Genomic DNA, 23,987 nt, shown 5'->3' with positions numbered 1-23,987 from the left:
CCGTATGCCTTATAGGCTTCCCTCAACCCATTCGACCAGTTTGCTCTTGGGCATCGCGCCGACTTTGGTTGAGGCGACGGCACCACCCTTGAAGATCATCAGGGTGGGAATGCCACGGACGCCGAACTTGCCGGGGGTCGCCGGATTCTCGTCGATGTTGATCTTGGCTACAGTGATCTTGCCTTCGAGTTGGGTCGATAATTCTTCCAGGGCCGGGGCGATCTGGCGGCAGGGACCACACCATTCGGCCCAGAAATCAACCAGAACCGGGCCGGAGGCTTGCAGAACCTCGGCCTCGAATGAGGCATCCGTCACGATCTTCATAGGCACGTTCCTTGTAACTGTCGAACCGCCGGGCGGTTCCTGGGGAAACGCGGGAAAAGACCCTCGGGCGACCGGGCAACGCCGGGCGGAGAGGAACTCTAGCCGCAATGAGCGGGTCTGTCACGACGGGCTGAGGCGGAACTCACCCCTGCGATCCCGACCCCGAGGACAGGTTCAACACAATCGTCCCGGCCAGGATCAGTCCGATTCCAACCAGGGCGAGGGGCGGCAGGGACTGGCCGTACCACAGCCACCCGATCAGCGATACCAGGACGAGTCCCAGACCCGACCACACCGCATAGGTGATGCCGACGGGAAGGACCTGCAACACGAGGGAAAGGAAATAAAACGCCAGACCATAGCCGAAGACGACAATGACCGACGGCCCCAAGCGGGTGAAGCCGTCGGTTGCCGTCAGCGCCGAGGTCGCGACGACCTCGGCCAGGATGGCGAGCCCCAACCAGAGCCAGGCCATCGGCAGGGGGTCAGACCGCCCCGCCGTGGCAATGCTTGAACTTGCGCCCCGACCCGCACGGGCACGGCGCATTGCGCGAAACAGCGTTCCAACTGGCCGGGTTGTTGGAATCGAAGCCGACGGCGCCCGGCGAGGCTCCGGCCAGGATTTCGGCGGGATCCTGGCGGCTTTCCTGGGCCTTGGCGGAGCCGCGCGGCTCGAGCGCCTGATCGAGATCGGGATCGCCGACCCGCAATTCGACATGGGCCAGCACCGACGTCACCTTCTCGCGCAAATCGTCGAGAGCCGCTTCGAACAGGTTGAACGCCTCGCGCTTGTACTCGTTCAAGGGGTCGCGCTGGGCATAGGCGCGCAAGCTGATGCCCTGGCGCAAATGGTCGAGCTGGAGCAGGTGATCCTTCCACACCTGATCGAGCAATTGGAGCAGCAGGCTCTTTTCGACCATCCGCATCGTTTCGGCGCCACAGGATTCGGCCTTCTGAGCCATCTTGGCGTCGGAGGCCTCGGTGATGCGGTGGCGGATTTCCTGGTCGGCGATCCCCTCTTCCTTGGCCCAATCGACGATCGGCAGGTCGAGGTTGAGAATGCGGCGGACCTCTTCGTGCAGGGCGGCGACGTCCCACTGATCGGCATAAGCGCGCTCGGGGATGCAGCGCGAGACCATTTCCGAGATGACGTCGGCGCGGAAGGATTCGATTTCCTCGGCGACGCTGTCGGCGGCCATCAGCTCCTTGCGCTGCTCATAGATCACCTTGCGCTGATCGTTCATTACGTCGTCGAACTTCAGCAGGTTTTTGCGGACGTCGAAGTTGCGGGCCTCGACCTTCTGCTGGGCCTTTTCCAGCGCCTTGTTGATCCAGGGGTGAACGATCGCCTCGCCGCCCTTCATGCCGAGCTTTTGCAGCATTCCGTCCATCCGGTCGGAGCCGAAGATCCGCATCAGATCGTCTTCGAGCGACAGGAAGAACTTCGACGCGCCGGGATCGCCCTGACGGCCGGAGCGGCCGCGCAACTGGTTGTCGATGCGGCGCGATTCGTGGCGTTCGGTGCCGACGACGTACAGTCCGCCCGCCGCCAGCGCGGTCTGCTTCTTGGTTTCGACCTCGGCGCGGATCTGGGCGATCCGGCGCTGCCGTTCCGCCTCGTCGGTGATCTCGGACAGTTCGAGCCGGATCCGCATGTCGATATTGCCGCCCAACTGGATGTCGGTGCCGCGACCGGCCATGTTGGTGGCGATGGTGACGGCGCCGGGCACGCCGGCCTGGGCGATGATATAGGCTTCCTGCTCGTGATAGCGGGCGTTCAGCACCTGATGCTTGATCTCGCGTTCACGCAGCAAGGTGGCGAGCTGTTCGGACTTCTCGATCGAGGTGGTCCCGACCAGGGCGGGCTGGCCGCGCTTGCGGCAATCCTCGATCAGGGTGACGATCGCTTCCAGCTTTTCGTTCTGGGTGCGATAGACCTCGTCGTCGTGATCCTCGCGCGATACCGGAACATTGGTGGGGATATCGACGACTTCCAGCCCGTAGATTTCGGCGAACTCACCCGCTTCGGTCAGCGCGGTTCCGGTCATGCCGCCCATCTTGGGATAGAGGCGGAACAGGTTCTGGAAGGTGATCGAGGCCAGCGTCTGATATTCGTTCTGGATGGTGACGGATTCCTTCGCCTCCAACGCCTGATGCAGGCCCTCGGAGAAGCGGCGTCCGTCCATCATGCGGCCGGTGAACTCGTCGATCAGGATGATCTTGTCGTCCTTGACGATGTAATCGACGTCGCGCGAGAACAGGAAATGGGCGCGCAGGGCCTGATTGACGTGGTGGACCAGGCTGACATTGCCGACATCGTACAAGCCACCCTTCAGCAGCCCGTCGCCGCGCAGCAATTCCTCGACCCGCTCGGTGCCGCGCTCGGTCAGCGTCACCGCCTTGATCTTCTCGTCTTTTTCGTAATCAAGCTCGACCAGCCGCGGCATCACCTTATCGACCAGCCGGTACAATTCGGAATTGTCCTCGGTCGGGCCGGAGATCACCAGCGGCGTCCGCGCCTCGTCGATCAGGATCGAATCGACCTCGTCGATGATCGCGTAATGGAAGGGCCGGTGGACCATCTCTTCCAGCCGGAACTTCATGTTGTCGCGCAGGTAATCGAAGCCGATTTCGTTGTTGGTGCCGTAGGTGACGTCGCAGGCATAGGCCTGCTGCCGCTCCAGATCGTCCAGCCCGTGCACGATCACCCCGACGCTGAGGCCAAGGAACTTATAGACCTGACCCATCCATTCGGAATCGCGCGCGGCCAGATAATCGTTGACGGTGACGACGTGGACGCCCTTGCCCGCCAGCGCGTTGAGATAGACCGGCAGCGTTGCCACCAGGGTCTTGCCTTCGCCGGTCCGCATCTCGGCGATGCGGCCCTGGTGGAGAACCATGCCGCCCAGCAGCTGCACATCGAAATGGCGCTGGCCCAGGGTGCGTTTGGCCGCTTCGCGGACGGTGGCAAAGGCTTCGACCATCAGATCGTCGACGGTCTCGCCCGCCGCCAGACGCTGGCGGAACAGATCGGTCCGGCCACGCAATTCATCGTCGGAGAGCCGAGTCATTTCCGGCTCAAGGGCATTGACGGCGGCGACCTCTTTGTAGAGGGGCTTCAGAATACGGTCGTTGGCGGAGCCGAAAATCCGCCGGGCAATGGCGCCGAACATAGTGATTCCCCGAAACCAGTGGCCCCTGCCCCCAACATCTGAAGGCCGGTCGCGACCGGCAAGAGATAGAGGCCGACCCGGCGTCTGTCAACGCCGACGCCCGGTCGCAAAGGGGTAATCGGCCCGTGGAAAAGCGGGCGTCGCTTGACTTCCGCCGATCAGGGGGAATATGACCCGCACTATAGCGTCGCTGTCGCTTACAGTCGGGAGAGGTCAAAACCATGAGGCCAGGGCAAGTCCGCGCCAACGTCAAACCGGTCCAGCCGCCGTTTTCTCCGGTGTTGCTGCTGGGGATGGCGCTGAAGCCGGTTCGTCCCGCGCTGTTGCAGCCGGTGTTCGACGGGGTGTTGAAGATGCTGCGGCGTCGCCATCCCGACATCCTCGACCGCATGGCCGATTATGCGTCGAAGCCGGTCTGCATCAACCCGGTCGATCTGCCGTTCGTGATCCTGCTCGATCCCAATCCCGACGATCCCCGGCTGACGGTGCGGCGCGAGATCGACCCGCAGGAAGTTGCCGCCACCATCCATGGCCCGCTCGAAGTGCTGCTGGCGCTGGCCGAGGGCAAGGTCGATGGCGACGCGCTGTTCTTTACACGGCGGCTGGTGATCGAGGGCGATACCGAAGTGGTGGTCGCGCTTCGCAACGCCATCGACGGGGCCGGGATCGACCTGATCAACGACATCAGCGCCGAACTGGGCCCGCTGGCCCGCCCGTTCCGGTCCTGCGCTTCGGCCGCGGTCGATCTGCTGGGCCGGATTCAAGACGATATCGAAACCCTGCGGACCGCTTTGATCGCCCCCGCGGTCAAGGATTCCAATGCGCAGAACGCTCGGATCACCCAGCTGGAAGCCGAGTTGAAGACCCTGCGCAAGGCCGCCCGTCGTGGAGGAGTTGCCTAAGCATGACAACCGCACAGCCCGCTCCCGCGCCGCTGACGCGCCCCGAACTGGTCTGTCCCGCCGGAACCCCGGCGGCGCTGAAAAGCGCGATCGACGCCGGTGCCGATTGCGTCTATGTCGGATTTCGCGACGAGACCAACGCGCGTAATTTCCCCGGCCTCAACTTCAATCGCCGCGAACTGGCCGAGGGGATCGAGTATGCCCACGGCAAGGGCGCCAAGGTTCTGGTCGCGGTCAACACCTTCCCCCGCGCCGGTCAGCCTGAAATCTGGCACCGTGCCGTGGCCGATTGCGACGAGTTGAAGGCCGACGCGGTGATCCTGGCCGATATCGGTCTGATCGACCATGCCGCCCGCCATCACCCCAATCTGCGGCTGCATCTGTCGGTGCAGGCGGCGGCGTCGAATCCCGACGCGATCCGCTTCTATGCCGACCGCTATGGCATCAAGCGGGTGGTGCTGCCGCGCGTGCTGACGGTGCAGGAAATCGCCGAGGTCAACGCCCGGATCGCCCCGATCGAAACCGAAGTGTTCGTGTTCGGCGGCCTGTGCGTGATGGCCGAAGGCCGCTGCGCCCTGTCATCCTATGCCACCGGCCAGTCGCCCAACATCAACGGTGCCTGCTCTCCGGCCAGCGACGTCCGCTATACCGAGACCAACGAGGGAATCACCTCGGAACTGGGCGGCTTTACCATCAACAAGTTCGCTCACACCGAACCGGCGGGCTATCCGACCCTGTGCAAGGGGCGTTTCATCGCCAACGACAAAGCGAGCTACCTGTTCGAGGAACCGACCTCGCTTAATACCCTGGCGATCCTGCCCGACCTGATCCGCGCCGGTGTCACTGCCTTCAAGATCGAAGGCCGTCAGCGCGGCCGCGCCTATGTCGCGGCGGTGGTGGGAGCGTTCCGTCAGGGCGTCGATGCGGTGCTGGCGGGCAAAAGCCTGCCCGACATCGACCTTGACCGTATCACCGAAGGTGGCAAACAGACCACCGGAGCGTATGAAAAGGCGTGGCGCTGATTATGACGGCAAAGCTGACCCTGGGGCCAGTCCTGTTCAACTGGAAGCCCGAGACCCTGCGCGACTTCTACTTTCGGATTGCTGACGAAGCCCCGGTCGATACGGTGCATGTCGGCGAGGTCGTTTGTTCCAAGCGCACTCCGTTCTTCGAGCCTTATATCGCCTCCGTTGTCGAGCGGCTGCATGCCGCGGGCAAGGAAGTGGTGCTGTCCTCGCTGGCTCTGATCATGAGCGAGCGCGAGATGGCTGCCGCGCGCGATCTCGCCTCCGATGCCGACCTGCTGGTCGAGGCCAACGATATCTCGGTCGCGGCGATCACCGCCGGGCGGCCGTTCGTCGCCGGTGCCCTGCTCAACGTCTATAACGAAGGCACCCTGGCCACCCTCGAATCGATGGGCGCGATCCGGGTCTGTCTGCCCGCCGAACTGTCGGGTGACGCGATCGCCGCCTTGGCCACCGCTGCCAAGTCCGAGATCGAAATTCAGGCGTTCGGCCGTCTGCCGCTGGCGATTTCGGCGCGGTGTTATGCCGCCCGTGCCCGTCAGTTGACGAAGGACGCCTGTCAGTATGTCTGCGCCGACGATCCCGACGGGATGGAGGTCGAGACCCTCGACGAAATCCCGTTCCTGGCCGTCAACGGCACCCAGACGATGTCGTCGCACTATATGGACCTGCTGCCCGATCTGGTGTCGCTGCGGGCGCGCGGCGTGTCGCGCTTCCGCCTGTGGCCCCAGAACGTCGATATGGTCGCGGTCTCCGCTCTGTTCCGCGCCGTGCTGGACGGGCGGATGGCGGTCGCCGAGGCCGAGGACCGGCTGGCCGGTCTCTGTCCCGGCGTCCAGTTCGCTAACGGCTATGTTCACGGTCGCGCCGGTCACCTGTTCGTCGAGGACGACGAATAGACTGTGATCCGGCCAGGGATCGGATGAAGAGACGGGGAGGCGGTTTCGCCTCCCTTTTTCTTTGCCCGCGTCGCGGTGCCCGCTGCGGTTCGGCCAAACAAAAACCGGGGAGGCGATTGCCTCCCCGGCTTGCGTTGGGGTTCCTGGTGATCGCTCCGATCACCGGGATAAGATGTTAGCCGAGGGTGGCTCTCATCTGCTTTTCGTCCAGTTCCTTTTCCCACTTCGACACGACGACGGTGGCGACGCCGTTGCCGATGAAGTTGGTCAGGGCACGGGCCTCGGACATGAAGCGGTCGATGCCGAGGATCAGGGCCAGACCGGCGACCGGCACCGAGGGTACCACCGCCAGCGTCGCGGCCAGGGTGATGAAGCCCGCCCCAGTGACGCCGGAAGCGCCCTTGGAGGTCAGGATGGCGACACCCAGCAGGGTCAGCTCCTGTCCCAGCGTCAGCTCGATGTCGAGCGCCTGGGCGACGAACAAAGCGGCCATGGTCAGGTAGATGTTGGTGCCGTCGAGATTGAACGAATAGCCCGAGGGCACGACCAGACCGACCACCGACTTCGAACAGCCCAGCTTTTCCAGCTTGGCCATCAGCGGAACCAGCGCGGATTCCGACGACGAGGTGCCGAGAACGGTCAGCAGCTCTTCCTTGATGTAGGCGATGAACTTGAAGATGCTGAACCCGGTAAACTTCGCGATCAGCCCCAGCACGATCACCACGAACAGGAAGCAGGTCAGGTAGAAGCTGCCCATCAGCGCCGCCAGCGGCTTCAGCGCGGCGATGCCGTACTTGCCGATGGTGAAGGCCATCGCGCCACCGGCACCGATCGGAGCCAGCTTCATGATGCTGTTCATCATCGCGAAGAAGATGTGCGAGCATTCTTCGATGAAGCGGTGCACGCCCTGGCCCGCCGCGCCCATCTTGCTCATCGCATAGCCGAACAGAATCGCCACCAGCAGGACCTGCAACAGATCGCCCCCGGCGGTGAAGGCGTCGAACATCGTTTTCGGGATGATGTGCAAGATGAAATCGACGGTGGATTGTTCGCCGGCCAGCTTGGCGTATTTCGCCACCGCCTTGGCGTCGAGCTGGCTGGGATCGGCGTGGAAGCCGTCGCCGGGACGAATGAAGTTCATCACCACCAGGCCGATGATCAGGGCCAGGGTGGAGACCACTTCGAAATAGATCAGAGCCTTGCCGCCGACTCGACCGACCTTCTTCATGTCGCCCGCCCCGGCGATGCCGAGAACAACCGTACAGAAGATAACCGGGCTAATCAGCATCTTAATAAGCGCGATAAAACCGTCACCAAGCGGCTTTAAACTGACACCTATTTCCGGTTCAAAATAGCCAAGGGTGCCGCCACATATAATAGCAACGAGAACCCAGAAATAAAGATAACTCATCATCCGTTTCATTCGAATGCCCTTCCTGCCCGATGGCATTTTGAACCCAACCGAGGATGCAATACGGAATTGTCGTATTCGCTGTCGATTGCGGTTTTCCGACATGATTCCGCCACAATTGAGCGTCCATGAGAAGGCAGGATTTTAGATGGCTGAGTATATACCGATTAGACCAATAAAATCATCGTGTTGTAATGACATATAGAATTAATTGGAATGAATTCCCAACCGAGAGGGTAGGTTTCGGGTAGGAAAAAAACTTATCCGGGACGGCAAAAAATAATGGGCCGGACATTCTGGTCCGGCCCATCCTTGTAATAATATTTCGTGACGGCTGAAGGCAACCGGTGGCGGTTTCCCCCTGCGGACCAGGGTCAGGGCGCGGGGCGAGGCGGGGTCCACACCCCCTTTTCAAAGGCGGTATAGGTCTCGATCATCCCGCGATAGAGCCGCTCGATCAGGTCCGGGTCGGCTCCGTTCTCTTCGGCCATCGCGCGGACGCGGGCGATGATGCGTTCGACCCGCGAGACATCGACCACCGTGCTCTGGCTCGACTTGAACTTCGCCGCCTCGGCGACATAGGCGGCCCGTTCGGCCAGCAGCGGGACGATCGTCTTGTCGATGCGGTCGATGTTGCTGCGGACCTCGTCCAACGAGGCACAGGAAACCGCCGGGGGCTTGCCGCCGTCCGGCCGGGCATCGGCTTGCGCCGCAAGGCTGCCGGTGCCCAGGAGAATCCCGCTCAGGACGAGAGCAAGACAGTATCTGCGGCCGTGTCGGATCATCGGATTACTCCTTGGGACCGTCACCCCCGGGCTTGACCCGGGGGGCCATGGGGATGGATGGCCGGGTCAAGCCCGGCCAAGACGGGGCGGGTGTTTCCCCTTAACCCGGTCAAACTCTAGGGCGTCGGGTGGGTGCTGGCCCAGACCCCGTCCTCGAAGGCGATGTAGGACTCGATCATCGCCCGGTAGATCCGCTCGATCAGGTCCGGGGCGGTGCCGTTCTCCGTGGCCAGGGCGCGGACCTTGATGATGATATCCTCGATGCGGGGGACATCGACCACCGCGTCGCGGTCGGGCTTGAACCCGGCAGCCTGCGAGACATAGCGCGCCCGTTCGGCCAGCAGCGGCACGATCAGGCGGTCGAGACGGTCGATATTGGCGCGCACCTCGGCGAGCGAGCCGCAGGAAACGGTCATGACGCGGTCCTTATTAGTAGGCGTATTCGGAAAAGAGCGGATCGACGCTGCCGCCCCACCGGTCGGCGAAGGCTTCCAACATTTCCTCGGCGGCAGTACAGCCGGTCCGGGCGATGGTTTCAAGCGGCGCGAGATAAATGCTTTCGTCCCGACCGGATTCGGTGCGGCGGTCGCGGCGATGCAACCCGTCCGCAGCCAGAACCAGCATGTCGATGGCGACGTCGCGGACGGTGCGTCCGGCAATCGGGGTGTCGAGGCCCTGGCGGGCGACGGCCAGACGCAGGCCCTCGCGGTCCTGGGCGGTCCAGTCCTTGACCAACTCCCACGCCCCGTCCAGCGCGACCTGATCGTACAACAGGCCGGTCCACAGCGCGGGCAGCGCGACCAGACGCCGCCACGGCCCGCCGTCGGCACCGCGCATCTCGAGGAACTTCTTGAGCCGGACATCGGGGAAGGCGGTGGTGAGATGGTCGGCCCAATCGCCCTGGGTCGGCCGTTCGCCCGGTAGAGCGGGGAGCTTGCCCGCCATGAAGTCGCGGAAGCTCTGCCCGGCGGCGTCGATGTAGCGGCCGTTGCGATAGACGAAGTACATCGGCACGTCGAGCATCCAATCGACGTAGCGTTCGAACCCCATCCCCGCCTCGAACGCGAAGGGCAGCCCGCCGGTGCGGGCCGGATCGGTGTCGGTCCAGACGTCGGCCCGGGCCGACAGCAGGCCGCAGGGCTGGCCTTCGATAAAGGGCGAACTGGAGAACAACGCGGTGGCGACCGGCTGCAACGCCAGCGAAACCCGAAGCTTGTGCACCATGTCGGCTTCGGAGGAGAAGTCGAGATTGACCTGGACGGTGCAGGTCCGCAGCATCATGTCGAGCCCCTTCGAGCCGACCCGGGGCATGTGGCGTCCCATGATGTCGTAGCGGCCCTTGGGCATCCACGGGATCTCGTCTTGTCGCCATTTGGGCTGGAAGCCGACGCCGAGGAAGCCGATTCCCAGCGGCTCGGCCACTGACTTGACCTGCTCCAGATGGGTGGTGACCTCCGCTGCGGTCTGGTGCAGCGTTTCCATCAGCCCGCCCGACAGTTCCAACTGCCCGCCCGGTTCCAGCGTCACCGACGCGCCCTGCGTATCGGTGAGTGCGATGACGTTGCCGTCCTCGATGATCGGTTGCCAGCCCAAAGCGGCCAGTCCGTTCAGCATCGTCTTGATGCCGCGCGGTCCGTCGTAGGACAACGGTTTGAGGTCTTCGAGGGTGAATCCAAACTTTTCATGCTCTGTGCCGATGCGCCAAGCATCCTTAGGCTTGCATCCAGCTTCCAGGGCCTCTACCAATTGGCGCGTTCCGGTCACCGGCTCCGCGCTGGGCACGGCTGGGGCGGACATAAGGCGGGCTCCTGCCAGGAAATGATGTGGGTAGCAAACGACAGCGGTGGCGGGGGCGTCAAGCGGCGAATCGATCCGCCCCCGAGCGTAATTAAGATGTTGCGAAACCCGAGCGTGTGCGTTTACGTCTGCGCTTTGTCATTCCCCGTTATCCATGGTGTCCCATGATGAAGGTCATCCGCGCGAAGCTGCACGGCATTCGCGTCACCAATGCCGATTTGAACTACCATGGTTCAATCACCCTGGACCCCGAACAGTGCGAACTGGCCGGCCTTTATCCGATGGAATTCGTCGAGATCTGGAACAAGAACTCGGCCGCCCGGATTTCGACCTACGTCATTTATGGCGAGCCGGGGTCGCGCTGCTGCGTGCTGAACGGCGCTGCCGCCCGCACCTGCCAGAAGGGCGATGAACTGATCATCGCCGGGGCCGAACTGATCGACCGCCCCGAGCGGCTGTACGAGATCAAGCCGCGCATCCTCACCTTCCTGCCCGACAATCAGATCGATCAGGTGCTGGCCTACGACGTGTTCCAGAGCGAGCAGCGGCCCTATGATTTCCGCATCGTCGATGCCGGGCGTCAGACCGTTGAAAGCTGCCACACCTGGCCCAATGTCGATATCTCCGGGGTGCGTCAGGCGCTCGCGGGCAAAGGCTGGCCCGAGGACGAGATCGAGACCTTCCTCTCCCAGCATTTCATTTTGTAAGGAGACCGCGCTTGAGCGAGCGTCCCGCCATCGTCCTGCTGTCCGGCGGGCTCGATTCCTCCACGGTGCTTGCCATCGCCCGCGCCCAGGGCTTTCGTCCGGCGGCGCTGACCTTCCGCTATGGTCAGCGCCACGCCGTCGAGATCGAGGCCGCCCGCCGCGTCGCCGCCGCCCAGGGGGTTGCCGACCACCGCATCGCCGATATTGATCTGCGGGTGTTCGGCGGCTCGGCCCTGACCGCCGATATTGCCGTGCCCAAGGGCCGGGCCGAGGCCGAGATGGCCGACGGCCATATCCCGGTCACCTATGTCCCGGCCCGCAACACCATCATGCTGTCGTTCGCCCTGGCCTTTGCCGAGGTGATTGACGCCGCCGACATCTTCGTCGGTGTCAATGCCGTCGATTATTCCGGCTATCCCGATTGCCGTCCGGATTACATCCAGGCGTTCGAGACGATGGCCAATCTGGCGACCAAGGCGGCGGTCGAGGGGCGGCGGCTGACCCTGCACACCCCGCTGATCGACCTGACCAAGGCCGACATCATCCGCCGGGGGCTCGAATTGGGGGTCGATTACGCGATCACCTCGACCTGCTACGACCCCGATCCCCAGGGCCGCGCCTGCGGTCAGTGCGATTCCTGTCGGCTGCGGCTGAAGGGCTTCGCCGATGCCGGTCTGTCCGACCCGGCCCCTTACGTGTAGGTGGCCTTTCCCCTCTGACGAGGTCAGAGGGGAAAGGGTGACAAACCCGAGCAGATATCAGGCTGGACTTTAGAATTTCTGATGGCCTTCGCTGGCCGTGTAATCGGTCAGAATTCCCTCCTTCGAGAATTCAAGTTCGACCGAATTAGAATGCGTTTCTCCGCCAGCCATCAGCGTTCCGACGATCGGGATAAAAGCCTTCGGATCGACATTTGTCTTACTGTAAAAGTAACTAATAGTTTTCTTTCCGTCGCTTGAAATCATCGTGTTGGATGGCGGCCCAAGTCGGGAAATGACTTCCTGGTATGTCGTCTTCCCCTTCTGAAAATCAGACAGTTGTTCTGCTCTGATCTGAACGCCGGTGCTGGGAGGAGAGCACCCAGCCAATGCCAATCCTATGGTGAGCGCAGCAGCAGCTATTAGCTTCATTAAATACCCCTCCCAAATTAACCCTGCCAGGCTTTTTCGATTCCGGCTATTACCCCAGAGCCTTGCACGACCGTGATTTTATCACGATAAATCAAACCCTTTCGCAGGGGTAGCGCGATGTTGTGTCGCTCTGGTGGGCAGGGGGAGGCGATCTAAAAGGAGAAAGGGCGGAGTTTCCTCCGCCCCTTTTTTATGGTCAGGCACCCAGGCCCTTTTCCATCACCGCGACGAGACGGCGGGCAAAGGCGGCGGGGTCGGCCGGGGGCTCGCCCTCGACGATGCGGGCCTGATCGAACAGCAGAGCGGCGATATCCTCGACCAAAGGCCCGGTGCCGCCGGTCTTGACCCGGTGGGCCAGCCCCTTGATCAGGGCATGGCGGGGGTTGAGTTCGAGGATGCGGGGCCGCTCGGCCTCGACCTGACGGTGCGCCCGCAGCAGCTTTTCGAGATGCATGCTCATCTCGCCCTCGGCGGCGACGAGGCAGACGGCGGATTCGGTCAGACGTTCCGAGGCGCGGACGTCCTTGACCTTATCGCCCAGCGCCAGCTTGACCGCTTCGATCAGGGTGGCGATTTCGTCGCTGGGAGCCTCGTCTTCCTTGGGGGTCTCGGCGTTTTCGTCGGCCTTGACCTTCGACAGATCGCCCCCGGCGGCGGCGACCGAGCGGAATTGCTTGTCCTTATACTCGCCGACCGAGGAGACCCAGAATTCGTCGATCGGGTCGGTCAGCAGCAGCACCTCGACGCCCTTGGCGGCGAAGCCTTCCAATTGCGGGCTTTTCTTGAGGGCGGCGAGGTCGTCACCGGCGATGGTGTAGATCGCCTCCTGCCCCTCTTTCATCCGGCCGAGATAGTCGGCCAGCGACACCCAGCCGTCAGAGGCGGTGGAGCGGAAGCGGCAGAGGTCGAGGATGTCGTCGCGGCGCTCGAAATCCTCGTACAGACCTTCCTTCAGCACCGCGCCGAAGGTGTCCCAGAAGGTGAGGTAATCGCCGTCTTCGGCTTCGGCCTTGCGCTTCAGTTCGCCCAGGATGCGCTTGACCAGACCGGTGCGGATCTTGGCCAGGATCGGGTTGTGCTGGAGCATCTCGCGGCTGACGTTCAGCGGCAGATCCTGGCTATCGACGATGCCACGGACGAAACGCAAGTAAGGCGGCAGCAGCTCTTCGCAATCGTCGGTGATGAACACCCGGCGGACATAGAGCTTCACATGCTGCTTGCGCTCGGGGTTGAAGATGTCGAACGGCTTGGTCGAAGGCAGGAACAAAAGACCGGTATATTCGATCGCGCCTTCCGCCTTGTAATGCAGCGTCGCCCACGGCTCGTCGAAGGCGTGCGCGACGTGGTGATAGAATTCCTTGTACTGCTCGGGCGTGATCTCGGATTTCGGCCGGGTCCACAGGGCGCTGGCCGAGTTGATCGGCTCCTCGTCCTTGTCGGCCTCTTTCAGCAGAACCGGGATCGCGATGTGGTCGGAATAGCGCTTTACCACCGCTTTCAGCCGGAACGCTTCGAGGAATTCGCGGGAATCCTCGCGCAGATGCAAGGTGATCGCGGCGCCGCGCTCGGCCTCGGGCGCGGGGGCGACGGTGAACTCGCCCTTGCCGTCCGAACTCCAGCACCAGCCGCTGGCGTCGCCCGCCTTGCGCGAGGTGACGGTGACGCGGTCGGCGACCATGAAGGCGGAATAGAAGCCGACGCCGAACTGGCCGATCAGGCTGACATCGTTGCGGGCGTCGCCGGTCAGGCGGTTGAGGAATTCCGAGGTGCCCGACTTGGCGATGGTGCCCAGATTGGCGATCAGCTCGTCATGATCCATGCCCAGGCCGTTATCGGCGATGGTCAGGGTGCCCGCCTCGGTATCGGGGATCAGACGGATGCGAAAGCCGGTTCCGTCGTCGCCCAGCAGCTCGGGGCGCGTCAGCGCGGCATAGCGCAGCCGGTCGCAGGAATCCGAAGCGTTTGAGATTAATTCGCGCAGGAAAATCTCTTTGTTCGAATAAAGCGAGTGAACGACGATGTCGAGCAGCTTGCCGACTTCCGCCTGAAATTGCCGCGTCTCTTCGGCCATGGGGGAACGTCTCCGTAAAAGTGATGAAACTCGAGGCGACCTGATATGCGGCGAGCGGGCGAAGGTTGCAAGTGTATCGATTCTCCGAAACAATGGTTCCACCCGAGAGGACGTTCCGACGTTCCGTACCGGGGGGCTCCCGTTCCCGCTCACGGGTCCGCGAGCCGATTGCGGTAAGACGGGTATGTTACCGATTAGAATGGAGACGTTGATGCAGATTCCCCTCCAGATCACCTTCCACGGTATTGATCATTCCGACGCCGTCGAGACCCGTATCCGCGAGAAGATAAGCAAGTTGCAGGTCATTTTTGACCGGATCACCTCGTGTCGGGTGGTGATTGAGGTTCACCATCGCAATACGTCGAATCTCCACCGCAAGGGAGAGCCCTTCCATATTCGCGTCAGTCTGGCGGTGCCCGGTGCCGATCTGGTGGTCAAGCGCGACCCCAAGGACATTCACGAGAACGAGGACATCTTCGTCGCCCTGCGCGAGGCGTTCGATTCGATCGAACGTCAGCTGAAGGATTACGCCGCTCGCCAGCGTGGCGACGTCAAGACGCGCGCCAACTCTGGCGCTATCGCCGAAGTCTGACCAATCCAGCCGATGCTCCGCCCCCCTGTCCGCCCCGGCGGGGAGGAGGGCGGATGGGAGTTCGGCCCATCCATCAAGAAAATTGATGTGACACGGTAGGGCGGTTGATGCCGCCCGCCGCTTCAGGTAGAACACAGGCGATTTTGCAGCGCGGCATCCGCCGTCGCCGAACGGAACCGCCATGAATATCGATCTCGCCCGCACCTTTCTTGAAATCGTCGATACCGGGAATTTCAACCGGGCGGCCGAGCGTCTGTCGGTGACTCAATCGACCGTCAGCATGCGGATCAAGGCGCTGGAGGATGAGTTGGGGCGTCCGCTGTTCGTCCGCTCGAAATCGGGAACCCAGCTCACCGCCGCCGGAATGCAGTTCCGCCGCTATGCCACCACTATGGTCCGGGTGTGGGAGCAGGCGCGCCAGGAATTGGCGCTGCCGCCCGGCTTCCGCACCGTGCTGACGGTGGGAGGCGAGGTGTCGCTGTGGGACCGGCTGCTGGTGCAGTGGATTCCCTGGATGCGGACCGCGATGCCCGATGTCGCGCTCCGGGTCGAGGTCGGGCTGTCCGACGGGCTGATGCGCAAGCTGATCGAAGGCCTGCTCGACGTCTGCGTGATGTATTCGCCGACCAGCCGCCCCGGTCTGCATATCGAAAAACTGGTCGATGAGCGGCTAGTGCTGGTCTCGACCCGGCGGCGCACCGCCCAGGAATGGGATGACGATTACGTCCTGGTCGATTGGGGGCCGGATTTCCGCGCCGCCCACAGTCAGGCCTTCCCCGATCTCAAGACTCCCGCCGTTTCGGTCGGGCTGGGGGCGATGGGGTTGCAGCACATCCTGGCCCATGGCGGCACCGGCTATTTCCCGATGCGGGTGGCCCGGCCCCATCTCGCTGCCGGTCGGCTGTTCGAAGTCGGCGGCGTGCCGGAATTCCGCCGCCCGGCCTATCTGGTCTGCGCCGAGGACGAAACCCGCGAAGATTGGTTTTCGACCGCGTTGGACGGGCTGCGCTACGTCACCTCGCTTGAACAGGAAGATTGATCCCGGCTGGGATGGACGGACCCGCGTCCGCCATGCCGCCCGCGCGGGACGGCCCCGTCCGCACTCGGTTCGGCGGGAGACGGATCGTGGCGCGGGTGCCGCGACCCGGTTCGCTGTGCAGGGTCAGCGCGCCGCCATGCAATTCGACAATGCCGATCGAGAGGGGCAGGCCAAGCCCGGTCCCTTCGTTTGGGTATCCGGCCCCACTTGCGCCGTGGGGGGCGACCCGGCCATAAGGGGCGAGGGCAAGGCGCAAATTCTCGGCACTGATCCCGGCCCCGTCATCGGCGATACCGATCAGACACCCTCCCGTCGGGTCGAGGGCGACGCTGATCTCGACCTTTCCCCCCTCGCGGCCGTATTTGACCGCGTTGACCGATAGATTGAGCACGGCCTGAAGCAGGCGTCGGCGGTCGCCAAACAGCGTCAGATCGGGCGGTTCGATCCGAGTGGCGATGTCGATGCCGCGCTGGGTGGCCGCGTGCGCGATCAGCCGCGTCGTCTCGCCGACGATCTCGGTGGCGGGGAAGGTGGTTTGGTCCAGTTGCAGACTGCCCGCATCAATCGCGGCGCTGTCGAGCAGATCGTTGACCAGCGACAGCAGATGCTGGCCCGAGCGGTGGATGTCCTTCAGATACTCGGTCTGTTCGGGCGGGACCGGACCGCGTATCCCCAGCAGCAGGGCGTCGGAAAAACCCAGGATCGCGTTTAAGGGCGAGCGCAGTTCATGCGACACCCCGGCCAGGAACTGTTGGCGCCGGTCGAGCAATTGTTTGAGGGCGCGGGTGCGGTCCTCGACCCGGTTCTCCAGGGTGACCGCTTCGGCCCGGAGCGAGGCCAGATGGCGCAGGATCAGAGTGGCGGCGATGGCGATCGCCAGCGAGATCAGGACCGCTCCGGTCAGCACCAGCCAGACCCGTCGCCACCACGGTTCCAGCACCGCATCGCGGGTGAGCGAGACCGAGACGCCGATATTGAAGGAGCGGATCCGTTTGAAAGAGCCCAGGCGGTCGATTCCGTCGAAGGGAGAAAGCCCGTCGAACTGACCCTCGTCCACGCCTTGAGCGTTGGCGTTGCTGAAGAGAGGGGCGTCGGTCAGAGTGCGAACCCGCTCGCTGTCCGGAGGGGAGGGCGAACGGATCAGCACGGTCCCGTCGTCGCGCATCAAGGTGATCGCGCCGCCGACGCTGTGGCGGATGGTGTCGTAATGGCGTTCGAGCGCGGCGACGTCGATGGCGGCCATCAGGACGGCGACCGGGCTTTGGCTGTCGGCGACCTGGCGGACCAGGGGCAGCACCCAGCGGCCGGAAATTCGGCTTTTGACCGGGGGGGCGACGATGATCCGGCCGACCCGCGCCTCGGTCACGAAGGCCCGGTCGCCGACAAAGACCGGTTTGTTGGAGCGGCTGGGGTCGATGTTGTTCAACATCCCCTGGTGATCGACCATCGCGAGGCCGAGCAGCGCGGTATCCTGGCCGACCAGAGTGTTGAGCCGGGCGATCAAATCGAGATCGCCCGGTTCGGGTTCGGTCCGGGTGGCGATCGGCTCGATCGAGGCGAGGAACAGATCGCACAGGGAGAGCAGGCGATGGGCGTGTTCGGCGGCGCTGAGGCTCATCCGGGCGAGTTCTTCGTGGGCCACCCGCACCGTTGCGGCGCGGTCGTTCCAAAGCCAGAGCGCACCGCCAAGCCAAACCAGGGTCACTGCGGCCAAGGAGGTTGCAACGACCACATGCCATGACGACCTATGTGTCGGCAAGAAAGTCCGCCCCCAATTCCGTTAAGTCTCGGAAAGGGTACCACTTTCCTCTGAGGGGGTTCAATCGGCTCGGTTCCGGGGTGTGTCGTTCGGACAGCAAAAAGGGCGCTTACGCAGCGCCCTTCTGAAAGCGTCCCAATTCGACGGAAGCTACTTAATCTTGGCTTCCTTGAACTGGACATGCTTGCGCACGACGGGGTCGTACTTGCGGAATTCAAGCTTTTCGGTCGTCTTACGCGGGTTCTTCTTCGCCACATAGAAGAAGCCCGTCCCGGCGGTGCTCAACAGCTTGATGAGGATGGTGGCAGGCTTAGCCATGGCGATAATCCCGAACGAAGTTACCGATTTGGACGTCAGGGGGCGCACAATACTGATGATCGGCGGGGAGTCAAGGATAAACCGCCCTGACCGGCGCATCCGCCCCCTGTCGGCGTGCGCCCCCTCGCCTTTTTCGGTCCCGTCGCCTCCGTCGATAAGGCGGTGCGGCGGGACCGCGGGCCGATCAGCCCCGTTTCACCTCGGCGACGAACTCGCCGACATTGCTGCGCAACCGGCTGCTTTCACCGTTCAGCCGGTCAGCCAGGGTCGATAATTGCCCGGCGGCGTTGACGGTGGCCCGCTCGGCCTCCAGCACCCGGGCGATCGAGTTCGACACCTCGGCGGTGCCCTGGGCGGCCTGCTGGACGTTGCGGGCGATTTCCTGGGTCGCCGCGCCCTGCTCCTCGACCGCCGAGGCAATGCTGATGGTGTATTGGTTGACGGTGGCGATCGTGCTGCTGATGCCCACGATTGCGGTCACCGCCCGGTCGGTTTCCGCCTGAATCGCGGCGACCTGGGCCTGGATGTCGTCGGTGGCCCGCGCGGTCTGGTTGGCCAGGGTCTTGACCTCGCCCGCGACGACGGCGAACCCCTTGCCCGCATCGCCGGCACGGGCCGCCTCGATGGTGGCGTTGAGCGCCAGCAGGTTGGTCTGGGCGGCAATGTCGGTGATCAGGCTGACGACGTCGCCGATCCGACGCGCCGCCTCGGCCAGACCGCGGACGGTGGCGCTGGTGCTTTCGGCCTCGTTGACCGCGCCGCTCATCGCCGAGGCGGTTTCGCTGACCCGGCGCGAGATTTCCTGGATGCTGTTCGACAATTCCTCGGCGGCGGCGGCGACGGTCTGGACGTTGGCGCTGGCATTGTCGGCAGCGGCGGCGACGACGCTCGATTGTTCGGTGGTGGTGGCCGAGGTCGCCGACAGCGTCTCGGTCGCGGTACGAAGTCCGTCGATCGCGGTCGAGACCCCGCCGACCACGGTGTCGATCGATTCGACAAAGCCGTTGGTGACGGTTTCGACCCGCAAGCGGCGTTCGTCGCGGGCACGGGCGGCGGCGGCTTCGGCCTTGGCCCGGTCGTCGGCTTCCAACGCTTTGTCGCGCAGGATCTCGATCGCCTTGGCCATCCGGCCGGTTTCGTCGTTGCGGTCGGTATAGGGGACGGTGAAACTGCGCGAGCCCGAGGCGAATTCGTCGATGATCCCGGTCAGGCGGGCCAGCGGAAGGACGACACGGCGGTTGATGCCGATGATCGCCGCCACCAGTGTCGCCGTCGCCGCCGCCAGCAGCAGCCCGATCAGCAGCAGGTTGCGGCCAGCATGGGCGTGGTTCTCGGCCGCGACTCGCGAGGCTTCTTCGATCGCGGCGTCGCGCATCAGCATGATTGATTGCAGCATCGGTCCGCTCAGACGCCGCCATTCGACCTGATCGAGGTCATAGACCCCGTCGCTCATCCCCGCCTTGGCGACCCGCTCGCGCAACGGCTTGAACGGGGTGAAGAACCCGTCTTCGACCTTGGCGATGCCATTGCGCAGGATCGCCGGACTGTCGTCCCCGTCGGCCTGTTCGCGGAGGCGATCCCACAATTGGCGGATGCGGCCCAGGGTGGTGTCGATCTCGCGCAGGTTCTCCGGAGTGAACGGCTTGCCCGAAGTGATGGCGCTGATATGCATCGTCGAAAGCCGTCCGGCCTGATCGCGCAGGGTCCAGGTGGCGGTGGCCAGCGCGGCCGGATAGGCGACTTCGGCGTCGAGACTGCTCAGGCGCCGCTCGATCCTGGCGTTGATCCGCCCGACCGTGTTCAGCATCCCGAACATCGCGGTGAAGAATTCCTTGCGGAACGCCTCGGTCTTCTGGCGGTCGCCGCCCATTTCGGCATCGGCCTTGGTCCGCCACGCGGCCAGATCGGTGCGGATCGCCTTCAGCTTGGCGATGGCATCGCGATAGTCTGCGGACGACGAGGTGTCGGCGATTTGAGTGATGCGATCGAAGGCCTTGTCGACCCGGGCGCGGCTGTCGGACAGGGTCTTGCGGGTGGCCTCGTCTCCGTCCAGGGCGACGCTGGTCGCGCCGCGCTCGGGCGCGAGGGCTTCGGAAACCTGGGTCGTCGCGTGCAGCAGATTGACCAGATCGGCCGCATCGTCCGAGGAGCGCAAGTCGCGCCAATTGTCGATGAACAACAGGACGGCCATGATAATCAGAAAGGCGCTGATCGCCGTCAGACACGCAGAGACAAAACCCTTGATCGACATTCGAAACCCCCAGATCCCAGATTGCGTCCAAATGCGGCAGATCTTCCCGGGTTATCAGGAGGCCTGCTCCCCATACATCGGGCATGGTACCGCTCTATGTCCGAGCCCGAAAATGCGCATACAGATAATGCCCATTCAGGCACGGGGCCGGCTGTGGCGTGGGTCTCACTCCGATGAGCCCTGTCACGCCAAATCCCTGCGCGACCGTCGCCGAAACACGTCCGCGCCCGATGAATTTATTACTTGTGGCTAGGTTTTGTCCATATCTAAAGTGATGGACGGGGCTCGGCCTATCGGGGTGGCGGGGCATGATCACCGGCACCCTCCCGATTTGAAACTGGGGCACTCCCGGGGCGGCGAGCGAGTTCTGGCAAGCGACCGGGCGGTCGGGGGCTACTGTTCCTCTTTTCGATCCGATTGGATGTCGGTATAAAACTCGGGGTGTATGGGAGCCGCACATTACCCTTTTGTGTCGCGGTGCTGTTTTCGTCGGGCGGAGTGGCATGTTGGAAGCGAAATAATTGATTTAAGGTCAATCGTTTCTTCTAATTGTCTGTGGTACTGACGATATCAGGTGTTCGATGTCTGGCTGGGGCAGGGGGCTCTTAAGGTGATAGCGCGCAGCGTGATGTTGGCCGTGCCGGTGGCGGTGACGGCCCTGGTTTCCTCTTCGGCCTGGGCACAGCCGGCCAGTTCGGAACATGCCCTGGACGACCAGCGTCGGCTGTCCGAGAGCGTGCGCGGAACCGACGCGGCCGCCCGTGCCGCGATGGAGCAGGGCCTGACCGCCGGTCCCGAAGTCACCTGGGACCAGGTGCGGCGCAATCCCGACGATCCCGGATTGAACGCCGCCTGGGCACGGACCCAGATCAAGCGGGGCGATCTGTTGGGGGCCTCGGCGACGCTGGAACGGATCTTGATGCGCTATCCCGACGCGGCCGAGGCGCGGCTGGTGCTGGGTCTGGTGCTGTTCCGGCTTGACGACACCACGACGGCGAAACGGGAACTGGACGCGACCGACCCGGCCCAATTGACGGCATCCCAGCGGGCCGAGCGCGATCAGGTGCTGGCCCTGATCGAGCAACGGACCAAGCGGCTGCGTCAGTCGATTTCCGTCGCGTTGGGCAGCCATTTCGATTCCAACCGCAATTCCTCGACCAGTTCGGGAATGATCCTGATCAACGATCTGCCCTTCACCCTGGAGGGGAGCGCCGAGAAGCGGGCCGATTGGGGCCGGGTCGGGGTATTGGGCTATGACTTCGATTACGATCTCGGTACCGATCCGCGCCTGTCGCTGTTCGGCGGGCTGAACCTGCTGGGCGACCGCCAATCGACCCTGAAGACCTACGACACCGTCGCCGGTGGGGCGAATGCCGGGATGCGCTATGCCGACGGGCCGGTCGGGGCTCAGATCGGCGCGTTCTGGAACAGCATGGCGATGACCGACGATTATTATCTCAGCGATTACGGGCTGGATGGGCGGTTCACCTACCGGCTCGCCCCGGCGTGGGAAGCGTTCACCACGCTGCGGCTCGACCGCCAGGTCTTCCACAACATTTCGTCCGACCGGGTCGCGACCGACAGCAGCGGCGTTCTCTTCACCTCGTGGGTGGGCGGGGTGTGGCGTCCTCACGAAGCCCACAACGTGACGATGTCGCTGGGCTATGGCCATCGCAACGCCGCCGCCAATTATATGTCGAACGACCGCTGGGCGGCGCGGCTGGGCGATACGTGGCTGCTGGGCCGGGGGCAGTTCGTTTCCGCAATCGGCGAAGTCGGCGTCGCGGTCTATGACCAGAACAATCCGACCTTCAGCGCGCAGACGAGGCGCGACCGCGACGGGCGCGTCACTCTGACCTATGGCATCCCGGCGGGGACGGTGACTGAGTTGGTCGGCTTCGACGCCCCCGAAGAGATGCGCGACGTCGTCTTCTCGGTAACCGGCGAGTATTATCGCGCGCTGTCGAACCTGCCCAACTATACCTATGCCAATCTGCGGAGCCAGATGCTGGTGTCCAAGCGGTGGGAGTTCTGAGCATGCGCCAAGCCTCTTACAGTGTCACGGCGGCGCTGGCGTCGGTGCTGGCCCTGTCCGGCCCGGTCGCGGCGGCGGAGCCCGAGAGCGAGGGGGCCCTGATCGGCAACGCGGGCGGGCTGACCGGCTCGGTGCTGCTGGCCTCCGCCGCGGTCGCCCCCGATCGCCGGGCTGTCGGCCGCCAGATCGGCAGCGGCGATCCGATCTATCAGGGCGACCAGATCGTGACCGGCCCGGGCGGGCGGGTCCAATTGATGCTGCTCGACCAGACCATCATCACCCTGGGCGAAAACGCCCGGATGACGGTGGACGAAATTTCGTTTGGCCCTACCGCCGCGGATGGAAAAATTTCGGTTGGCGTCGAGCAGGGCGCGTTCCGCTTCATCAGCGGGCAGGTTGCCCAGGCTAGGCCTGAAAACGTCAATATCCGCGTTCCGATGGGCAATATCGGCATTCGCGGCACCATCGTCGGCGGAATCGTCAGCCCGGGGGCGATCCTGGTCGCCCTGCTCGGGCCGGGCAGTCAGACCAACAGCGCCTCCGCCCACGGCGCGATCGCCGTCAGCACGCCGCTCGGGACGGTCGATATCACCCGGACCGGCTATGGGACGACTCTGCTTCTCGGTCAGCCGCCGTCGCCGCCGACGGTGCTGACGCCCGCGCAGATTCAGCTGCTGACCGCGCCGCCCGCGCTCAGTACGGCGCTGCCCCCCACTCCCGCGCCCCCGTCGTCCGGCGGTGGTTCGGTGGTCTGGGGCACGCCTGAGACCCCGCTGACGACCGGAGGGGGGGAGTTTTCGGCCGGGGAACTCAGCGGGCAGGCGGGGGCGGTGGGCTTGCTGTTCGCCAACGTCGTTTCCAGCAGCGAGAATTCCCTGGCCCCGTTTATGACGATGAATCTGGTCGGAACCTCGGCGGTCGCCCAGGTCAACCAGGTCGCGGCCCGGACTCTGGACGACTCGGTTGGGACGGCGTTGCCCTATACGTTCGGGACCAATTACCAGACCCTGCGGGACGTCGCCTACGCAACGGGGACGGATACGGCTCATAGCTATAGCCTGCTCACGTCGGATCCCGGAGCCAAGTCGTTCGCCTACACGAGCTCGGGCGTCCGTTTGACCAGCTTCGATTCAAATCCGGTTTCTCTATCGTCGGTCTTTCACGATTTCGGGACGAATATCAGAACGTATTATGGCAGCGGAGATCGCAGATTTTACGATTATCGCAGCGTCGCCGGTCTGATCTATTCCGCTTATGGGTATTTCGTCGATTCGCACAGCTCTGACTTCAATACGACCTACGCCTATACCGCGATCGGAACGGGCATCCCGACACCGTCGGTGCAGATGCCGAGTTCGGGATCGGCGACCTATTCCGGCGGCACCGTCGGCTATGTCGCGATCGGGACTGGAACGAGTGCGGTGGCGGGGAGCTTCGCAGGCAGCGCCAGCCTGACCGCCAATTTCTCCGCGGGCTCGATCAGCGGTACCTTGAGCGGGCTGACCACCTCGCTTTCGGGCGTCACGATGGGCAATATCAGCCTGAGTAACGGCAGCATCAGTGGCACCGCGTTCAGCGGTGGCACCGCGACCGGGTCGATCACCCGGTCGGCGGTCACCACCACCTCGACCGGCAGCTTTGCCGGCGGCTTCAACGGGGCCAATGCCGCCGAAGTGGCCGGAACTTACGCGATGAACAATTCAGCCGATTCGTACCATGGCAGTATGCCGGTCAGTCTGGTCGGATCGTTCGGGGCGAAGAAATAGGCC

At 63.7% G+C, this 23,987-nt stretch carries 21 protein-coding genes; 9 read left to right on the top strand and 12 right to left on the bottom strand.

Annotation, left to right across the window (positions count from 1 at the left end; genetic code table 11):
- Nucleotides 1-9 precede the first annotated feature (9 nt).
- The 3 genes from trxA to secA form a co-directional block, all read right to left on the bottom strand.
- On the bottom strand, nt 10-324 hold the full coding sequence (gene trxA, locus BLW40_RS07820; RefSeq protein WP_074767221.1) for a thioredoxin: 315 nt from the start codon (nt 322-324) through the stop codon (nt 10-12).
- A gap of 142 nt (nt 325-466) precedes the next feature.
- Nucleotides 467-799, bottom strand: a complete 333-nt coding sequence (locus BLW40_RS07815; protein ID WP_074767218.1) for a DMT family transporter — start codon at nt 797-799, stop codon at nt 467-469.
- Between the two features lie 10 nt (nt 800-809).
- A complete protein-coding gene (gene secA, locus BLW40_RS07810; RefSeq protein WP_074767215.1) occupies nt 810-3,497 on the bottom strand; it encodes a preprotein translocase subunit SecA in 2,688 nt (895 codons plus the stop codon).
- A 221-nt stretch (nt 3,498-3,718) separates the two neighbouring features.
- Here secA and ubiT point away from each other — a divergent pair, with 221 nt between their 5' ends.
- From ubiT to ubiV, 3 genes are read left to right on the top strand one after another with little or no spacing between them, the layout of a single operon-like run.
- Complete coding sequence (gene ubiT / locus BLW40_RS07805) at nt 3,719-4,399, top strand: ubiquinone anaerobic biosynthesis accessory factor UbiT (RefSeq protein ID WP_074767212.1); 681 nt, start codon at nt 3,719-3,721, stop codon at nt 4,397-4,399.
- A 2-nt stretch (nt 4,400-4,401) separates the two neighbouring features.
- Nucleotides 4,402-5,421, top strand: coding sequence for a ubiquinone anaerobic biosynthesis protein UbiU (ubiU, locus tag BLW40_RS07800; protein WP_074767209.1), 1,020 nt, complete (start codon nt 4,402-4,404; stop codon nt 5,419-5,421).
- Nucleotides 5,422-5,423: 2 nt separating this feature from the next.
- Complete coding sequence (gene ubiV, locus BLW40_RS07795) at nt 5,424-6,323, top strand: ubiquinone anaerobic biosynthesis protein UbiV (protein ID WP_074767477.1); 900 nt, start codon at nt 5,424-5,426, stop codon at nt 6,321-6,323.
- 175 nt (nt 6,324-6,498) lie between these two features.
- Here the strand turns inward: ubiV and BLW40_RS07790 are convergent, their stop codons facing one another.
- The 4 genes from BLW40_RS07790 to BLW40_RS07775 all read right to left on the bottom strand — a co-directional run bounded on the left by BLW40_RS07790 (nt 6,499) and on the right by BLW40_RS07775 (nt 10,316).
- A complete protein-coding gene (locus BLW40_RS07790; RefSeq protein ID WP_074767207.1) occupies nt 6,499-7,746 on the bottom strand; it encodes a dicarboxylate/amino acid:cation symporter in 1,248 nt (415 codons plus the stop codon).
- Between the two features lie 362 nt (nt 7,747-8,108).
- Nucleotides 8,109-8,519, bottom strand: a complete 411-nt coding sequence (locus tag BLW40_RS07785; protein ID WP_083386690.1) for a chorismate mutase — start codon at nt 8,517-8,519, stop codon at nt 8,109-8,111.
- A 116-nt stretch (nt 8,520-8,635) separates the two neighbouring features.
- Nucleotides 8,636-8,935, bottom strand: a complete 300-nt coding sequence (locus BLW40_RS07780) for a chorismate mutase (RefSeq protein ID WP_074767204.1) — start codon at nt 8,933-8,935, stop codon at nt 8,636-8,638.
- 13 nt (nt 8,936-8,948) lie between these two features.
- Nucleotides 8,949-10,316, bottom strand: coding sequence for a glutamate--cysteine ligase (locus BLW40_RS07775; protein WP_074767202.1), 1,368 nt, complete (start codon nt 10,314-10,316; stop codon nt 8,949-8,951).
- Between the two features lie 164 nt (nt 10,317-10,480).
- Here BLW40_RS07775 and BLW40_RS07770 point away from each other — a divergent pair, with 164 nt between their 5' ends.
- Both BLW40_RS07770 and queC read left to right on the top strand, forming a co-directional pair.
- Nucleotides 10,481-11,023, top strand: a complete 543-nt coding sequence (locus BLW40_RS07770) for an aspartate 1-decarboxylase (RefSeq protein ID WP_074767200.1) — start codon at nt 10,481-10,483, stop codon at nt 11,021-11,023.
- A gap of 11 nt (nt 11,024-11,034) precedes the next feature.
- Nucleotides 11,035-11,724, top strand: coding sequence for a 7-cyano-7-deazaguanine synthase QueC (gene queC / locus BLW40_RS07765; protein ID WP_074767197.1), 690 nt, complete (start codon nt 11,035-11,037; stop codon nt 11,722-11,724).
- A gap of 69 nt (nt 11,725-11,793) precedes the next feature.
- Here the strand turns inward: queC and BLW40_RS17370 are convergent, their stop codons facing one another.
- The gene (locus tag BLW40_RS17370) at nt 11,794-12,153 is read right to left on the bottom strand and encodes a hypothetical protein (protein ID WP_139305536.1); all 360 of its coding nucleotides are present in this window, start codon (nt 12,151-12,153) and stop codon (nt 11,794-11,796) included.
- Nucleotides 12,154-12,349: 196 nt separating this feature from the next.
- Nucleotides 12,350-14,224 (bottom strand): molecular chaperone HtpG, encoded by a 1,875-nt coding sequence (gene htpG / locus BLW40_RS07755; protein ID WP_074767192.1) that lies wholly within the window; start codon nt 14,222-14,224, stop codon nt 12,350-12,352.
- A gap of 211 nt (nt 14,225-14,435) precedes the next feature.
- On the opposite strand from htpG, the gene BLW40_RS07750 reads away from it, so the two are divergent.
- Both BLW40_RS07750 and BLW40_RS07745 read left to right on the top strand, forming a co-directional pair.
- A complete protein-coding gene (locus BLW40_RS07750) occupies nt 14,436-14,816 on the top strand; it encodes an HPF/RaiA family ribosome-associated protein (protein ID WP_074767473.1) in 381 nt (126 codons plus the stop codon).
- A 181-nt stretch (nt 14,817-14,997) separates the two neighbouring features.
- Nucleotides 14,998-15,855, top strand: a complete 858-nt coding sequence (locus BLW40_RS07745; RefSeq protein ID WP_074767189.1) for a LysR family transcriptional regulator — start codon at nt 14,998-15,000, stop codon at nt 15,853-15,855.
- Here BLW40_RS07745 and BLW40_RS07740 read toward each other — a convergent pair.
- The 3 genes from BLW40_RS07740 to BLW40_RS07730 all read right to left on the bottom strand — a co-directional run bounded on the left by BLW40_RS07740 (nt 15,830) and on the right by BLW40_RS07730 (nt 20,183).
- Nucleotides 15,830-17,560 carry a sensor histidine kinase gene (locus tag BLW40_RS07740; protein ID WP_244511103.1) on the bottom strand — a complete coding sequence of 577 codons (1,731 nt, stop codon included), beginning with the start codon at nt 17,558-17,560 and terminating at the stop codon, nt 15,830-15,832. The genes BLW40_RS07745 and BLW40_RS07740 overlap by 26 nt on opposite strands.
- 204 nt (nt 17,561-17,764) lie before the next feature.
- Nucleotides 17,765-17,932, bottom strand: coding sequence for a 50S ribosomal protein L33 (gene rpmG, locus BLW40_RS07735; protein ID WP_002725389.1), 168 nt, complete (start codon nt 17,930-17,932; stop codon nt 17,765-17,767).
- Between the two features lie 184 nt (nt 17,933-18,116).
- Nucleotides 18,117-20,183 carry a methyl-accepting chemotaxis protein gene (locus BLW40_RS07730; RefSeq protein WP_074767184.1) on the bottom strand — a complete coding sequence of 689 codons (2,067 nt, stop codon included), beginning with the start codon at nt 20,181-20,183 and terminating at the stop codon, nt 18,117-18,119.
- A gap of 610 nt (nt 20,184-20,793) precedes the next feature.
- Between BLW40_RS07730 and BLW40_RS07725 the strand changes: the two genes are divergently transcribed.
- Together BLW40_RS07725 and BLW40_RS07720 are read left to right on the top strand one after the other, a co-directional pair.
- Entirely contained in the window at nt 20,794-22,218 is a 1,425-nt protein-coding gene (locus tag BLW40_RS07725; protein ID WP_139305534.1) for a surface lipoprotein assembly modifier, read from the top strand.
- 2 nt (nt 22,219-22,220) lie between these two features.
- Nucleotides 22,221-23,984 (top strand): FecR family protein, encoded by a 1,764-nt coding sequence (locus BLW40_RS07720; protein WP_074767178.1) that lies wholly within the window; start codon nt 22,221-22,223, stop codon nt 23,982-23,984.
- Nucleotides 23,985-23,987 lie beyond the last annotated feature (3 nt).

Origin of the sequence: Magnetospirillum fulvum (assembly GCF_900108475.1) — a bacterium.
Lineage (GTDB): Bacteria > Pseudomonadota > Alphaproteobacteria > Rhodospirillales > Magnetospirillaceae > Phaeospirillum > Phaeospirillum fulvum_A.
The sequence above is the reverse complement of the archived record's forward strand: the minus strand, read 5'-3'. Positions and strand labels throughout refer to the sequence as shown.

Bases quoted from the DNA above. Each gene is read 5' to 3' on its own strand.
- trxA (WP_074767221.1), bottom strand. From the start codon at position 324: ATGAAGATCGTGACGGATGCCTCATTCGAGGCCGAGGTTCTGCAAGCC.
- BLW40_RS07815 (WP_074767218.1), bottom strand. From the start codon at position 799: ATGGCCTGGCTCTGGTTGGGGCTCGCCATCCTGGCCGAGGTCGTCGCG.
- secA (WP_074767215.1), bottom strand. From the start codon at position 3,497: ATGTTCGGCGCCATTGCCCGGCGGATTTTCGGCTCCGCCAACGACCGT.
- ubiT (WP_074767212.1), top strand. From the start codon at position 3,719: ATGAGGCCAGGGCAAGTCCGCGCCAACGTCAAACCGGTCCAGCCGCCG.
- ubiU (WP_074767209.1), top strand. From the start codon at position 4,402: ATGACAACCGCACAGCCCGCTCCCGCGCCGCTGACGCGCCCCGAACTG.
- ubiV (WP_074767477.1), top strand. From the start codon at position 5,424: ATGACGGCAAAGCTGACCCTGGGGCCAGTCCTGTTCAACTGGAAGCCC.
- BLW40_RS07790 (WP_074767207.1), bottom strand. From the start codon at position 7,746: ATGAAACGGATGATGAGTTATCTTTATTTCTGGGTTCTCGTTGCTATT.
- BLW40_RS07785 (WP_083386690.1), bottom strand. From the start codon at position 8,519: ATGATCCGACACGGCCGCAGATACTGTCTTGCTCTCGTCCTGAGCGGG.
- BLW40_RS07780 (WP_074767204.1), bottom strand. From the start codon at position 8,935: ATGACCGTTTCCTGCGGCTCGCTCGCCGAGGTGCGCGCCAATATCGAC.
- BLW40_RS07775 (WP_074767202.1), bottom strand. From the start codon at position 10,316: ATGTCCGCCCCAGCCGTGCCCAGCGCGGAGCCGGTGACCGGAACGCGC.
- BLW40_RS07770 (WP_074767200.1), top strand. From the start codon at position 10,481: ATGATGAAGGTCATCCGCGCGAAGCTGCACGGCATTCGCGTCACCAAT.
- BLW40_RS17370 (WP_139305536.1), bottom strand. From the start codon at position 12,153: ATGAAGCTAATAGCTGCTGCTGCGCTCACCATAGGATTGGCATTGGCT.
- htpG (WP_074767192.1), bottom strand. From the start codon at position 14,224: ATGGCCGAAGAGACGCGGCAATTTCAGGCGGAAGTCGGCAAGCTGCTC.
- BLW40_RS07750 (WP_074767473.1), top strand. From the start codon at position 14,436: ATGCAGATTCCCCTCCAGATCACCTTCCACGGTATTGATCATTCCGAC.
- BLW40_RS07745 (WP_074767189.1), top strand. From the start codon at position 14,998: ATGAATATCGATCTCGCCCGCACCTTTCTTGAAATCGTCGATACCGGG.
- rpmG (WP_002725389.1), bottom strand. From the start codon at position 17,932: ATGGCTAAGCCTGCCACCATCCTCATCAAGCTGTTGAGCACCGCCGGG.
- BLW40_RS07730 (WP_074767184.1), bottom strand. From the start codon at position 20,183: ATGTCGATCAAGGGTTTTGTCTCTGCGTGTCTGACGGCGATCAGCGCC.
- BLW40_RS07720 (WP_074767178.1), top strand. From the start codon at position 22,221: ATGCGCCAAGCCTCTTACAGTGTCACGGCGGCGCTGGCGTCGGTGCTG.